Annotated in this window: 12 protein-coding genes; 10 read left to right on the forward strand and 2 right to left on the reverse strand. The window is 35.7% G+C overall.

The window, feature by feature from the left end; genetic code table 11:
- Nucleotides 1-20: 20 nt before the first annotated feature.
- The 7 genes from ACHRV3_RS14455 (at nt 21) to ACHRV3_RS14485 (ending at nt 8,783) form a co-directional block, all read left to right on the forward strand.
- Entirely contained in the window at nt 21-1,961 is a 1,941-nt protein-coding gene (locus ACHRV3_RS14455) for an alpha/beta fold hydrolase (RefSeq protein WP_395435089.1), read from the forward strand.
- Between the two features lie 72 nt (nt 1,962-2,033).
- On the forward strand, nt 2,034-3,404 hold the full coding sequence (locus tag ACHRV3_RS14460; protein ID WP_395435088.1) for a hypothetical protein: 1,371 nt from the start codon (nt 2,034-2,036) through the stop codon (nt 3,402-3,404).
- Between the two features lie 26 nt (nt 3,405-3,430).
- Complete coding sequence (locus tag ACHRV3_RS14465; protein WP_230002485.1) at nt 3,431-4,081, forward strand: 4'-phosphopantetheinyl transferase superfamily protein; 651 nt, start codon at nt 3,431-3,433, stop codon at nt 4,079-4,081.
- A gap of 709 nt (nt 4,082-4,790) precedes the next feature.
- Nucleotides 4,791-5,978 carry an FAD-dependent oxidoreductase gene (locus ACHRV3_RS14470; protein ID WP_395435087.1) on the forward strand — a complete coding sequence of 396 codons (1,188 nt, stop codon included), beginning with the start codon at nt 4,791-4,793 and terminating at the stop codon, nt 5,976-5,978.
- Nucleotides 5,979-5,990: 12 nt separating this feature from the next.
- On the forward strand, nt 5,991-7,754 hold the full coding sequence (locus ACHRV3_RS14475) for a flavin monoamine oxidase family protein (protein ID WP_395435086.1): 1,764 nt from the start codon (nt 5,991-5,993) through the stop codon (nt 7,752-7,754).
- A gap of 367 nt (nt 7,755-8,121) precedes the next feature.
- Nucleotides 8,122-8,310, forward strand: a complete 189-nt coding sequence (locus ACHRV3_RS14480) for a type II toxin-antitoxin system HicA family toxin (protein WP_395435085.1) — start codon at nt 8,122-8,124, stop codon at nt 8,308-8,310.
- A 62-nt stretch (nt 8,311-8,372) separates the two neighbouring features.
- Nucleotides 8,373-8,783 (forward strand): type II toxin-antitoxin system HicB family antitoxin, encoded by a 411-nt coding sequence (locus ACHRV3_RS14485; protein ID WP_395435084.1) that lies wholly within the window; start codon nt 8,373-8,375, stop codon nt 8,781-8,783.
- 643 nt (nt 8,784-9,426) lie between these two features.
- Here the strand turns inward: ACHRV3_RS14485 and ACHRV3_RS14490 are convergent.
- Together ACHRV3_RS14490 and ACHRV3_RS14495 are read right to left on the reverse strand one after the other, a co-directional pair.
- Nucleotides 9,427-10,458, reverse strand: coding sequence for a hypothetical protein (locus ACHRV3_RS14490; RefSeq protein ID WP_395435083.1), 1,032 nt, complete (start codon nt 10,456-10,458; stop codon nt 9,427-9,429).
- Nucleotides 10,459-10,522: 64 nt separating this feature from the next.
- Nucleotides 10,523-12,055 carry a sulfatase-like hydrolase/transferase gene (locus ACHRV3_RS14495; protein ID WP_395435082.1) on the reverse strand — a complete coding sequence of 511 codons (1,533 nt, stop codon included), beginning with the start codon at nt 12,053-12,055 and terminating at the stop codon, nt 10,523-10,525.
- A 663-nt stretch (nt 12,056-12,718) separates the two neighbouring features.
- Between ACHRV3_RS14495 and ACHRV3_RS14500 the strand changes: the two genes are divergently transcribed.
- The 3 genes from ACHRV3_RS14500 (at nt 12,719) to ACHRV3_RS14510 (ending at nt 15,449) form a co-directional block, all read left to right on the forward strand.
- Nucleotides 12,719-13,474 (forward strand): LuxR C-terminal-related transcriptional regulator, encoded by a 756-nt coding sequence (locus ACHRV3_RS14500; protein WP_230002479.1) that lies wholly within the window; start codon nt 12,719-12,721, stop codon nt 13,472-13,474.
- A gap of 208 nt (nt 13,475-13,682) precedes the next feature.
- A complete protein-coding gene (locus ACHRV3_RS14505; protein WP_395435081.1) occupies nt 13,683-13,823 on the forward strand; it encodes a hypothetical protein in 141 nt (46 codons plus the stop codon).
- 3 nt (nt 13,824-13,826) lie between these two features.
- Nucleotides 13,827-15,449, forward strand: coding sequence for an ELWxxDGT repeat protein (locus ACHRV3_RS14510; protein ID WP_395435080.1), 1,623 nt, complete (start codon nt 13,827-13,829; stop codon nt 15,447-15,449).
- Nucleotides 15,450-15,579: the final 130 nt, after the last annotated feature.

Consider the following 15,579-nt stretch of genomic DNA (forward strand, 5'->3'; position numbering starts at 1 on the left):
AAAAACATAAGATAAACATCATGAGATTAAGAAAAACAATTAGTACTATTTCTTTTTTATTTGCAATCCTGATCGGGAATTTGCAGGCGCAAAATGTGACTTTTGAGAATAGGACCGCTTTTATGCCTCAATTCAAAAAATCAGATCCCAAAAAAATCAGCTGGGGCTACCTTACTGTTCCGGAAACCTGGGGAGCAAATGATGGTAAAACAATAAAAATTGCGGTAACTGTACTAAAAAAGAATGCAACAGCAAAAGATTCGAACGCAGTAGTTTTTATACAAGGAGGCCCGGGCGCGAGTGGTATTGATAATATATGGTTATGGTTGAATCATCCTCTAAGGGAAAATAATGATATTGTATTATTTGATGTCCGTGGGACTGGCTATTCACAGCCAAGGTTGGATCAGGGACTAGGAAAGAAATTTTTAGAAATTCTGGCAAAAAACCAGTCAGAAGAAGAAGATGAAAAGCAAAAAACGAATGCTGCAATGTCCTGCAAGCAAGAGCTTATCAACAGAGGAATCAACCTCGACGCTTACAACAGCCAAGCTGTAGCAAAAGATCTTCATGCCTTAAAAACAGCATTAAAGTACAAAAACTGGAATGTATACGGCGTATCATACGGAACCTACATGGCACAAGTATATGCAAACAATTTTGCCGGGGATGTAAAATCATTACTGTTAGACTCTCCGGTTTATGACATTTCGACCTATTATGTAGAGAATACTTCAAATTATATGACGAGTTTACAGAAAGTATTTAAAATCTGTAAAAGTGACAAGACCTACGATAAACAATATCCCAATTTAGAAAAAATATACTACGAAGTAATTGCCGATCTGGAGAAAAACCCGCTGACTGTGACAGTAGATAAAACATTAATTCCTTCCGGCACATTTACATATAATGCCGAAGATTTTAAAGTAGCAGTTCAGCAAGCCCTATACAATAAAAAGTTAGTAGAAGTTATTCCGCTCTTAATTTATCAGTTTCATGAAAGAAGAGGAGAATCTTTAGGAAACCTGGTAAGTGCTTTCTCAAGTTTATTGTCGATGGATTATGGCGTATATTATTGTGTGAGTTGTAACGAGACCCTTCCCAACAATGATTTTTTAAAATATCAGCAAAACGCATCGCAGTTTAAGGGATTAAATGGAGGAATTTCATTCTACAAATCAGATTTTAAAGTTTGTGACGCATGGAATAGTAATCGTACAATAGCTGCAAAAAAAGACAATACGTTTTCTAACCTTGCTACTGCGGCATATCCTGTGTTGGTTTTTTCAGGCGAATTTGATCCGATCACACCACTGGATAACGGAAAAAAAGTAGCACAAAGATTCGGTAAAGCCAATTATATCGAAGCCAGAACCTATGGCCATGTTCCTAGTTTTACAAAAATTGGATACAAGGTTGTAGAAAGTTTCATCGATAATCCGAAACAAAAACTGGATCTCAATAGGTTTAAGGAAGCCGATAATGTAAAACTAGTTACAGGAATTACGATTAACAAAGGAGTTGCGAAAACCGGTAAAAGTATCGGAGAACAAGACCCTATTTTTCTATTCCCTTTAGCAACAGCTTTAGTAGTAATGTTAGCCTTTATTTTTGCCTACCTTATCAAATTAATCAAAAAGAGATATACCACAGTTCAGGATAAGATAGTAAGGATTGGGATAACGATTACTTCTATTACCGGATTAGTACTTTTCGGATGTTTGCTTATGGCCATCACGAAAGTTTCAGAACAAAACTATTTCATTCTGGCATTTGGTCTGCCGCAAACCTTCAACTATATATTTCTGTTGGTACTGGTCTTTTTAGGGTGTCTGATTTTGACCTTGCTGTATTACATTTTAACCATTAAAAAAACCGATGCCAGAAGCGTCATTTTCTCCGTGATTTTTTCAAACATACTATTAGCAACCTATTTGCTTTATTGGGGAATACTATAAAATATAAGAGTAGGTTTTGGACCTGTCTTATTTCAATTAGAAGCATATATATTAAAATAAAAACACTTTTTTATGATAAAAAATACGACTGAAGAATATACAATCCTTTCCGAAAAATTTTTAGAATTTGAAGGCACTAAAGATATTCCCGCAAGAATAAATACCAACCATGAGTCCGTTCCTGATGTATTTAAAAGTTACAAATATCCCGTAAGCGGATGGCCCGTGCTCATCAATAAACAAATGACACAAGAGTTAACAGCACTGTCTGTAAAAATCCCAAGCCTGTTAAAACAAATTCCATCGTTGTATTTTAATGATGATATAAAAAAACTGGCAGAATTTTATTTCACAGGAGACGAAATGATGGCAGAATTTGCCATGTTATGTCATAAAAAAGATCTTGAAATAGGCTGTAGATTAGATTTGACTTTTACAGAAGACGGGTTTAAAGTTTTGGAAGCCAATATTGGATCTTCAATAGGAGGATGGCAAATACAAAGCTTTGAATCGCTGATAAGAAATAACCATCCCGAATTAGTAAATAAAGACAAAGTTCTGGATTACAAGGGAAGGAACACCTTACAGATCTACATGAAATTCCTTATCGAACAAATCATTAAACAGTTGGGTAAACAAAGCACTATTAACCTGTTTATGGAAATGGGAGATATCGAAGATGAAGCCGAAAAAGAAGAAAGTCTAGGCTTTTTTGACAAGCTGTTTAAGGAAGAATTAGCCAATTTTGGACTAAATGGCGGTGCATATGGCGGAGATATGAATGAATTGACACTAACCAATGGAAATCTATGTTTAAGAGATAAAGTGATACACAGTTTGATCATTTTAACAATGGATATGAATGTTACCCCGGCCATATTCAGAGCTTTTATGATGGACAGGATTTACCTTCCCGACCATCTTGGACTTAGGATGCTTGGTGATAAAAGAAACTTGTTTATTTTGTTGGAATTGGCTCAGGCAGGAAAGTTTTCACCCGAAGAAAATGAACTGATCCTAAAAAATATCCCGTGGACTTCGTTTATCGAAAATAAGAAAGTCATTTTTAAGGGTATAGAGCATAATCTTCCTGATTTATTGAAAACCGACAAAGATAAATTTGTAATAAAAGTAGCAAGAGGATTTCAGGGGAAGGACGTTTTTATTGGCAAATTTTCAACTGAAAAAGAATGGGAAGAAGCATTAGAATTAGCACTGCAAAATAATGCGTTTATTGCCCAGGAATTTAGCGATTCACTAGACTTTTTAGCTCCCAACGCAGAGAACGAATGGACGTTGCATAAACTAATTTGGGGTTCATTTGGATTTGGAGATTGTTATGGAGGTGTGTGGGTAAGAATGTCAGAAGTAAAAACAGATGTAGGGGTTATAAATTCTGCGACAGGTGCCGTTGAAGCAATTGTATTTGAGATTGCCAATTAATGATATAGATTAAATACGGATACAAAATGACGCACATTTTATACGCTTACATTTCTGAAGAGAATCACAATTATCTTATAACGAATTATCTAAATGAATTTTCGGCCGATTTTCAAAAAAAGATATTGGCTTACAGACGTTGGCAAGACAGTCAGTTGTCCCTGTTAGGAAGATTGCTTTTGCGCCATGGTCTTCAGAAAATGAGTAAAAGTTACGCCGAAGCAGAGCTGAGTTATACGCTTTACAGTAAACCATTTCTAAATGACGATACGACTAAATTTAATATATCACACTCAGGAGAAATTGTTGTTTGTGTGCTGTCGGATAGGAGCGATGTGGGAATAGACATTGAAATAATCCACGACATAGAGCTCGAAGGATTTAAATCGCAAATGACAAAAAGAGAATGGGACAATCTCTCGCTTAACGAGGATACCGAAAGTGCCTTTTTTGAGTATTGGACACAAAAAGAAGCCGTTATCAAAGCAAATGGTAAAGGGCTTTCTATTCCTTTAAAATCGTTTGAGGTAACGAACCATTATGCCAAAATAGAGGAGGAGTATTTTTTTGTGAAAGAAATTTTTCTGGACAAAAAATACAAATGTCATTTAGCCTTTAAAGATAAAATAGACGCTATCATTGTCGGCCCCAGTAGGATGCGGATTCATGATTTATAGTTACTAAAAACCACTCCAACGAGTGGTTTTTTTGTTTTTAGGATTTTGATGCAGTCTAAAAGTTAGTTAGAATAGTAAGTGTCGGATCGATTTTTTTCGCCACGAATTACACTAATTTTCACGAATTGATTATTGAGATTCTTAGCGTGAAATTTTTGCCACTGATTAAAGGATTAAAATGATTTAACCTTATGCTACAATTCACAAAAAATTAGTGGAAATTAGTGCAATTCGTGTCCAACTTTTTCTTGTATAGCTGTTACTACAAACCAACTCCTGCAAGATCTTTTTGAGATCTGGTAGGTGTTTTTACGCCCCCAGAATCAAATAAAATAAAGCCCTGGAATAACAAAAACAACTGCAAAAGGCCTAATTTAATTATCAGGTTGAGGTTCAAAAACTCCATTTATAATAATAGAAAATCAGGTATTTACACGCTAAATTCAGCTTCATAAAAGTTCTATTTTTGATTTAGCATGTCTCGTTTAAACAATGCTATTCTTACAAAACAATACCCTTTAAAAAGCAGCTAATCTCAATTTTTCTAACGACAGCGACCAATTTGGTCAACTGGAACTAGTTTGACGTTTTTTTTAAACAAAGGATTTTCGAAGACTAAAGAAAGTTACCGAAAAAAAAGCAGGCAACGAAAAGCAGCAATACCCGATCAATACCACAAACAACCATAAACAAATAAAACAAGCAACAAATGATTAGAGAAGACTACGACGTAATCGTCATTGGAGGAGGAGCAATAGGCTTAGCCACTGCGAATCATCTTGGTAAACGAAATGCAAAGACTCTGGTATTAGAACAATTCACCTTTGTGAATCAACTGGGGAGCTCTGCGGGAGTGTCACGCCAATTCCGAATCCCATATCCGGATGAATATATGGTACAAATGGCTTTAGATTCGCAGCCGTACTGGGATGAACTCGAAAAAGAAACCGGCAAACAGCTGCTTGACAAAGTAGGAACACTCTGGTTTGGAGACCCCACCGTACAATCTACAGAAGGGAATATTGCTGAGGCAGAAGAAGCACTAAAAGCATTAGGCGTTCCTTACACCTCGCTGACTTCAAAAGAGATAGAAGATAAATACCATTTTAAAAACTTACCGGTAAAATATAGTGGACTGTTTCAGGAAGATGGTGCCAGTATCAATTTTAAAGCAACGATAGAAGCGTATTTAGAACTGTGTGAGAAACAAGAAACGGTACACTTAGAAGAAAATTCACCCGTACTTAAAATCAATCAATTGGGAGATCTCTTTGAGATTATTACACCAAAAGGCGCTTATATTACTAAAAAATTGGCGCTAATTCCGGGGCCTTATATTAACAGTGTGATCAACTTGCTGAATTTTCACATAGACGCTACGTATTGGAATATGTCTTCGGCTTATTTTAAAAAAACCGATCCGGACATTCAATACCCAACTTGGTTTGTATTTCAAAACCCGGAAGGCGAAAGCGGAAATCAGTTCTACGGTTTCCCTGAAGTCGATTGGGATCACCCCGGGTATATTCGCGTGGCACCGGATTTTGTAATGAAACCTATAGAAGAACCGAATGACAGATCGTTAATCCCAAATTCACAAGAACTGGGATATACCTCTGATTGGGTAAAACAATACATGACCGGATTAAATGCAGAACCGGAATATACTTCAACCTGTCTTATTGCCCTGAGTAATATCCCAAACAAGGAGCTGCTGATTGATTTCGCACCAAGTTATGTACCCAATCACGAAAACATCGTATTGTACGCGACCGGATGGGCTGCAAAATTCACCCCTTTCTTAGGCAAAATTATGTCTGATCTTGCATTAGACGGATATACTGATTTTGATATCACACCTTTCCAACTAGGACACAAATTCTTTAGAGCACTTTAAAAAGATACGATCATGAATAAAAACACACCATTAAATAAAGGAATGCATCCTGATTTAAAAACTGAAGTAGCTATTATCGGTGCCGGAACTTCCGGATTATACACCGCATATCGTTTAGTAACCGACAAAAAGTATACCGCCAGTGAAGTTCAAATTTTTGATATGAACAACAAACTGGGCGGCAGATTGGAATCGGTTATTATGCCCGGAATGAATTTCTGGGGCGAATTGGGAGGTATGCGTTACCTGACTTCTCAGGAAATTGTGACCACATTAATTGAAGGTTACCCGCTTACCGAACCGGATCCTGCCAAACGTACTCCCGTTCTGAACGATAGAATGACGCCCGTTGCCTTTCCGATGGGAGATCCCGCAAAACTGTATATGTATCTTCGTAAAGAGCGCTTTAAACAAGATGCCTGGGACGTCGCTCAGGAAGCAGGTGATAAATTGATAACCCGATTTTATCTAAACGACGATGATTTGGGTTTCAGTTCTGATCAGTTGTTCAATAAAATTATTTACGATGTTTTAATAGCAGATCCTTGGGTTGCTGAAAATTACGGTGATAAAATCATTAAAGGAGATACAATTTATGATTATTCTTTCGAATTAACCAGCAGAGATTGGGATGACGTAAAACCTAAATTGGTCTACAATTTTCCTAATTCCCCCTATTACAGACGTAAAGTAAATGATCTGGGTTTTTGGAACTTGATTAAAGATCAGGTTTCAGAGGAAGGATATACCTTTTTGGCGAATGCCGGAGGATATTATTCCAATACCATCAATTGGAATGGAGCGGAAGCTTTCCCGTACATGGTAGGCGATTTCTCTGCGGGAACCATTTACAAAACCATTGAAGAAGGCTATGACAGTATCGCCTATGCCTTGGCCAATTCTTATACCGATCATGAAGAGGCCACGATTTGGGCTGAAAATAAGCTGCTTACTTTTACCAAAGAACATTCTTCAAGTCAAACTCATAAATACGAATTGACTTTTCTAAATTTGGAGAGCGATACCGAATGGAAAGTATATGCCAACACATTAGTCCTTGCTATGCCGAGAAAATCTTTGGAACTTCTGGATCAGAACAATTTCTTTTTTGATGTAAATGAAAATTCAGTGCTCAATGAGAATATCCGTTCTGTAATTATGGCACCCGCTTTTAAAATATTAATGGGTTTTGATTATCCGTGGTGGAAAGAACTAGGAATTGATTCCGGACATTCGATCACTGATTTACCGATGAGACAATGTTATTATTTTGGAACAGATGCTCAAAATGATAACTCGATGTTGTTAGGAAGTTATGGAGATATGGTCACCCAGACCTTCTGGAAAGCGCTTTCCGATGACAGAATACTTTTTGAAGTTAGAGCCAACAAATCAGCATCATTAAAAGAACTGCATGAACTGGATGATGTTCAAGCTACGAAAATGATGGTTGACGAATTGATAAACCAACTTCGCGAACTCCACGGACCGGACGTAACCATACCGGATCCCTATGTAACGTATTTTAAAGACTGGACAGACGAGCCGTTTGGTGCAGGATACCATGCCTGGAAAGCCGGTTTCTCAGTAAAAAATGTAATGGAATACATGAGAAAACCGGATGCAAACGAGCAAATCCATATTTGTGGAGAAGCCTATTCAGACCAACAAGGCTGGGTAGAAGGTGCTTTCTGTGAAGCCGAAAAAATGTTACAGGAATATTTCGGACTTGATCGTCCAATCTGGTTGAGCCCGACTTATTATTTAGGCTGGTAGTTGCCGGATAAAAAAGAACAGTAATAAAGGAATAAATTTCCTAAGAATGAAAGGCCACTCAATCGAGTGGTTTTTTGCTTTTTATTAGGCTCATGATTACAAAAGTTATTTTTAATGATTCATTTATAAAATGATCAGTTGGTAAATGTCCTTAGGTTATATATTGTGGAGCGCTATTATTTCGAATGATAGAAGTGAATAATTTTTGAAAGTTATAGTTGGTTTAGATAATTAATTAAGGTTACATTGATAGTGATTGTTAAAATAAAAAACGATATAACATTTTTGTTATATAACAAAAATGTTATATATTTATCATGTAATTGCAATAACGTTTTTTTGATATGTTTTGTAATTTAATTTTAAAATGGCAACAGTAAATGAAATATTGAAATTGCTAAAAAAAGAGGGTTGGTATCTTTATAGAAGTGGTGGAAATCATGATTTATATAGACACAAAAACAAACCAAACCAAATTCCAATTCCGCGACACGGCAGCAAAGAATTGGCAAATGGTACTTTAAATAGTATTTTGAAAGCTGCAGGGCTTAAGTAATCTTGTTGCTTTTGTATTTTACTGTTAGCAAGATTACATAAGAACAATTTTGAAAATTTATTATGGAAAAGAAAAACGTTACTACGGTAATAGTTGAAAAAACAAGTACTGGTTTTTCGGCATACGTGAAAGAAATACCAGGATTAACTACAGTTGGCGGCAATCTATCGGAATTAAAGGAAAATTTCAATGAAGTTTTGCAATATCATGTAGATTATTTAAATGAGAAAGGGGAATCGCTAACGATTAAGGATTTCAATATCAACTATGTTGTTGATTTAGAACAAATATTTGAGTATTTTAATGTTATAAATAAATCAGCCTTTGCAGAACATTATGTTGGAATAAATCAAAGTTTATTCCGTCAATATACAAAAGGACTAGCTCCTTTATCAGGGGAAAAAATGGAGCAAATTTCAAGAGGTCTCCATAAACTAGCAGATGAAATAAGTGATTTAACGTTTGCATACTAATTAATTGTAGAACATTATTTTTCTAATTTTTTTATACTACAAACGCGCCCTCAATTGAAGTCTTTTGCTTTTAATTTTTAGTATATTACATCATTAATACAATCCGTTGGGTTTAATTTAGCTAGATATTATTTTAAAACAGAATCTCCTATTTTTAAGATCCAATTTTCTGCTTTCTAGCTTTGGATTTCTAAAAATGTTATGGAGTCTCAAAGTTTTTTTCCGTTTTTTCATTAATACTTTGCGATTTTGCGACTCTGCGAGATTTTTACTTCCCTACAACTTTTGGACTTGATCCTCCTTTACCAGCCTATAGTTAAAAAGTAAAAAGCGATTAAGAAAAAATTACTTTTCCCTTAACCGCTATATAACAAAAATTTAGATAAAAAGTTGTTTTCTATAACAATTCAATCACTAAAACCCATTGGCTACAATTAATTTTAGAACAAAGAAGTATAGTAAACAAAGCTTAAAAAAGACGTTTTACTAAAAAAACAAACATAAGAACTATGTGAAAAAATTATAATTTTCTTCAAAAGTTTTAAATTGTTAGCCCAAAATCTATGTTTCTATGTGTTAAAAAAAATTAGCTAACAGTTTGATTAAAGTAAAACCTTAGTACGAGCCACTACTTAGCTTATTTCTAAACGCTAACTTTCGCAACAAAAGAAGAAACCACTTTAGTACCAGAATCATTCACGGAGGTGTAAATACCCAGAAGATTATTTCTGTAAACGGTATTAGCACTGTTAGCACTTGAATTCGGAAACTCGATATCTACCCAGTTTGCCTCTCCAAATGACCCGTTAGAATTTCTGCGAACAGAAACAAACGATGCTCCGCCACCTTCTCCATTTGCAGAGATCCAGTCAGCCGGCATATTATAGCCATTGTCTTCAGAAACGGTGATCCCTTCAAAATGAGTAATGATAGACAAAACAGTTTCATTCTTGTAGCTGAATGTTTTCAGATTACTGATTTTTCTGGTTTTAGCATTGTAATCAACAAGAAAAGCCTGGCTCAGTTTTCCCAAGTGAAGGCTGGAATACCCTCCGGCTAGTGTATAACTATCGTCACCATTATGCCAGATACCATATAAAGTATTGGTTAACGAATCAGGGAGTTTAAAATTAATACACTCTTTAGTTGTAGTATTGTACAAGAAAGCATGGCCATTTTTATCGTTTTCGACATCATAATTGCCAACCGCAATTCCGCCCATGACACTATGAACAAAAACATTATTTGTATTCCCTCCGTTCGGACTAACCTGTACCCATGTTCCCGAGCCATCAACAGGACCTTCATAATAAAAGCCGAGATTTCCGCTAGGTGCTTTATCCGTTGAGGTTGCCGTTTTATAAGAACCAACAATTTGCACCGTTCCATTTGGACCATTATTGGGTCCATAACAAGAAGTATTGTTAACTACTGCCGACGGTGTACTTGGAAAATTAACTACATACCATTTTCCATCGTTGCCGCCACCCTTAAGAGGCCCTTCGTAAATCAATCCTTGAAGCGCATTATTCTGACCCAATAAACTTCCTGAAATATAAACATTTTCAGATCCTGAAACGCCTCTTATTCCTTGTATCGTGGTTTGTCCGGTAGCCGGATTATTAAAATCGGTATAATGTACCGTACTAACTTCCAAATTTATATTTTCTGACATAATGTATAGGTTTTTAATATTAGTATTTGATTTGTATTTTTTATGGGGTATTCTAAAGCAGTTTTTAGTTGAACGTTGTCGTACTAAAAACATCTTTAGGTGCATTTACCCAAAGTTTTTCTACTTCAAGTTGATGCAATTGTTCTTCTAAATCTCTTCTGATTTCACTGTAAGCAGGATCATAAGCCAAATTGGTAATTTCCAACGGATCATTGATCAGATCATACAATTCATATTGTTTGAAAAAAGCAGTTGCAGCATCAAAGTAGTAATCGAATTTCCACTTTTCGGTTCTGATACAACGAATACGATTCGCCGCTCTGACGATGTTCCAATTATTATTCGATCCCGCTTTGATATCGTCATAAGTAAACAAAATACTATGCTGTACCGCAGTGTTATCCTCTATAACAGGCAACAAACTGGTACCCGCAAGTCCTGTTGGTGGATTTGATACATTGGCTATGTCGATAAAAGTCGGTAAAATATCTGCCAAAGTTGCCAAGGCCATGGAGTGTTTCAGATCACGATCTTTAAATAATATTGGATTCGAAATAACAAGCGGTATTCTCAAAGCTTCTTCGTAAGCCACAAAAGTTTTCTGACGCAAACCACCATGTGCCAGCCCCATTTCACCATGATCGGAAGTCATGGTAACAATGGCGGTATCAGCCAATTTGTGTCCATTTTCGTCCTCTTTGTATAATTCTTTAATAAAATAACCAACTTCTTTGTCAACATGACTTAACAAATTGCCGTAGAAATTAATATAATTTAGTTTTTCCTCAGGAGTTGCAATAGCGCCCAGACCCAAAGCCATATTAATTAAAATCTGCTCCTGTGCCATTGGTTTTTTGTTTTCAAGTAAATTTTCACCCACAGTAGCAGGAAGCCCAATTTCTCTGCCCGACCAGCTATCCGGATGATATCCTGAAGTAGCCGCCGTGTTTGGATAAGCCAAAACATCATGAGGATTTACAAGCGAAAGGATCAGGCAATACGGTTTATGATCTCCAGTTGCTCTTCTCGCTTTTACTTCTTTTAAATATTTTATCGCCTCGGCAGTATATCGGGCATCATGGTTGGCATATCCGCCTCCAAAATTAAGAGGGTTAACATCTTCACCCGCATCCGGAGCAACCCAGCCCATTGCGCCATACAAGGAGAGATCTGCAGCTGTTAAATCTTCATAGTTTGTTTTAGTACCATTTGGCGCTACTCCTTTACTCATATGCCATTTGCCTCTGTATTGTACGTCATACCCATCTGCCCAAAGCACATTCATGATATTCGGCAAAGAATTATCAAGTGTCGGTTCTTGTGGAGATAAAAGACCTCCTTCTGTTAACGTTTGGCTTACACCGTGTTTGGCAGGATAGATTCCTGTAAATAAGGTTGTGCGACTGGGAGAACACATACAGGTATTGCAAAAAGCCCTGTCGAAACTAAATCCGTTCCTTTTTAGAAACGTAAGGGTAGGAAGATTTTTTTCCTCCCATCCCGGTGGGAAATGTTGTGTGGCCCGTTGCTCATCTGTAATAATAAGGATCATGTCCGGCTTTTCGCCAATTTGGGAAAGTTTTTCTTTTAAGTTCATTGTTTGTTGTTTTAATGGTTAATAAAAAGATGTAATTCTATAAGCACAGGTAGGTGACACCTATTGTTAATCAATTTGAGATCAGCAAAAAAAATAAGTTGTTTTGGAATTTTCCTGAAGAATATAGGCGTGGGAGATTGGTATTGAAGGTATTCTAATTGAGCCTAATAACCATAAACAATAATTTTGTTCTTAATCTTATAACACACATTTTAGAAAGCATCGGTTTTTTATACTTTGATAAAATAGAAGTGTTCTGTCTTTATTATTTTTAAAATAATGCAGGTAAAAAATGTCAACTTAGTAAAAATCTATTTGGTAAAATCTACTAAGTCTGAAATCTGCTAGTTGTTGATATACAACGTACTACAAGCTCGTAATGCAGTGTCGGTGTGTTATTTATAAGAATAAAATTACAATAAGAAACTAGACCCACGTAACGTATAAATACCTGTTTTACAGCGGTATAATAAAAAAGTAAAACAGCTTTAGGTTCAAAACAAAAGAGAATTTGGATTGAAAAAGTAGCGCAACTGTAAAAAGTTGATTTTGAAGTTCAGCAATAGGGCATTCTGATTTTCTAATTTGAGTCTAAAAGTTTTGTTTTAACATTTTTTTATGTTAATTTGTTAAACAAATAAATGATTTAGTAAACAAATCGATATGCTTCCGGAAATAGAAAATCTACATAATGTTTGGCAGGCCAATCGAACTGCTAAAATTTCACCGGCCCACCAAATTTCTTTTAATGATCTTACCAACTCTATTATCAGTAGTGGCCCTTTTTCGTTCTATATAATTGATTTTTTCGACATGTCGCTTTCTTACATCAGTCCTTCTCTGTATGAGATGCATGGCTTTGATCCGGATACTTTAACTTTTAATGATGTATTGGGAGCAATTCATCCCGATGATATCAATTTTGTAATAAAGGCCGAAGGTTTTTTGACCCGTTTTTTTTCAGATAAAATAGATCGTAGTAAATTATTGAGTTACAAAATAAGCTATTGTCACAGGGCCAGGCTTCAAAATGGGGAGTATGCTTTGTTCAATCACCAAGCCGTAATGCTGACAATGGATGACAATGGAGGTTACGGAAAATCGTTGAATATACATACGGCAATTGATCATTTAAGTACACACAATACCTACAGAATATCTTTGATCGGTCTCAACGGAGAACCCTCTTTTATGAATTTGTCTATAGACGAAGACGATCAGGAATTAAAGGAATTTTCAAAAAGAGAGATTGATATAATTAAACTGATCGCCAACGGCTTAAATAATACGGAAATTGCCGAGAAACTGTTTATTAGTCCATTAACAGTAAAAAAACACCGCACGAATATTTTGGCCAAATCAAATTGTAAAAACTCCGCGCAGCTTATTAAGAACTGCATTCTTCAAGGTATAATTTAATTTCAGATTATGAAAAATACTCCAAAAGGAGTATTTTTTTTGCTTTTGTTAAGCTTTAATTTTGATGATGTAATGATGCTGTTTTTTCTGTCTGGACTAAAAGTATCCCGAAAGTACTTTAAAATAAGTAACAAAGGAGTAAGACACTTTTTTGTCTGGAATAGGAAAATCTAAAATGTAATCAAACAATTAAGCTAAAAACCAAGAGATGAAAAAAAACTACTTTTTACTTCCTTATTTTAAACGTACAGTATTTACAAGCTGTATTCCGATGTTAAGTGAACCTGCTATTCAAAATGAAATAGGGGATGACAAAAGAGATAAATACAGATCAATCTTAAAATTTTAAAAAATGAAAAAGATATTGATTCTTATTCTTTTGTTGGGTTTCGCAAAAGTAAATGCTCAGGAACTTATACTGGATATAAGAGAAGGTTATGAAAGTTCAGGGCCGGGTAATTTTTGCAGTAACAATGGATTGCTTTTTTTTACGGCTATGGACGGAAATGTATATGGCGAATGTGAACTTTGGAAAACCGATGGAACCGTTGAAGGTACAGTAATGATAAAAGATATCAATCCGACCGCCGGAGCGATCAGAGCCAATAATAGCTTGGTAGCCATGAATGGTTTTGTGTATTTTCCGGCCAATGATGGTGTTCATGGTTTAGAATTATGGAAAAGTGACGGCTCCGCAGCAGGAACAGTATTAGTAAAAGACATTCAAGCCGGACCAGCCGGATACGGTATTTGGAATTTATGTGTAATGAATAATGTGCTGTATTTTAGTGCAGATGATGCTGTTCACGGCAGAGAATTATGGAAAAGCGATGGTACAGCCGCAGGAACTGTAATGGTAAAAGATGTTCTTCCGGGAGAGTATAACGGTTTTTTTGATACACAAAGTGAATTCGGAATACTGGATGATTTTTTATATTTTAATGCCAGAGATGCAACCAATATTACCTCACAATTATGGAAAACAAATGGTACAGAACAAGGAACAACAAAGGTCAGTAACATTTTAATTGAAAAGAATAAAAAGTTAAAAGTATTCAATGGCAAAATTTATTTTAGTGGTTGTGAAAATTGCGAACTTACAGGGGAAGAATTATGTGTAAGCGACGGAACAGAATCAGGAACAAAACTACTAAAAGATGTAAATACAAGTTTTAGTGGCAAAGGCAGATCGGCTCCGACAATGTTAATAGAATACGATGGAAATTTGTTTTTTACCGCCACAGACAATGTTTATGGGAATGAATTATGGAAAACGGATGGTACAGAAGCAGGAACAAAATTGCTAAAAGATATCTATTCCGGTTCAGGAAGCTCCTTTCCAAACAATTTGAGAGTATATAATAATTCGGTTTATTTTTTTGCATATAGCAATGAAGGAAGGACGCTGTTCTGGAAAACGGATGGTACTGAAGAAGGAACAAAAGCATTAACTACCAGTGCAACAAGTTTCAGTAGCTCACTCGCAGTCTTTAAGAACAAGCTATATTTAGGAGCAAGCGACGGTATTGTAGGAACAGAACTATGGGAAAGTGACGGTACTTCAGCAGGAACCAGGCTATTGAAAGACATTCAGCCGGCAGGGATAACTGTAGGAGCCTCTTCTTATCCGGAGGGATTTTACAACCATGACAATAAAATGCTGTATTTTTTAGCAGATAATGGTAGAACAGGAAAAGAGTTATGGAGATTAGACGGGACAAATCTTAAAGTTGCTTCCTTTGAAACGGCTAAAATTTCAATTTTCCCAAATCCTTCCTCCTCAATACTAAATGTACAATTAATAAATAATGAGGAAGTTAACAAGATAACAATAACCGATTTATCAGGTAGAAAAGTAAAAGAAGAAAAAGGAAACCATACTAAAATTAATATCGAGAATTTACCAAGTGGAATATATATATTAGATGTTTATACAGGGAATTCAAAAGTTTCTAATAAATTTATTAAAAAGTAAAAGCAAACTTGTGTAGCTTAAACCAGGTAAGGACCATTTAAAAGCACAAAAAAAGAAGGAGTTTTTTATCTAAATTCGACAAAGTAGCCGTCTCTTTTTTGGGGCGGCTTTCTTCGTTTTATTCTTTTAT

The sequence above is a fragment of the Flavobacterium sp. FlaQc-49 genome, assembly GCF_044005985.1.
Taxonomy (GTDB): Bacteria; Bacteroidota; Bacteroidia; order Flavobacteriales; family Flavobacteriaceae; genus Flavobacterium; species Flavobacterium cupriresistens.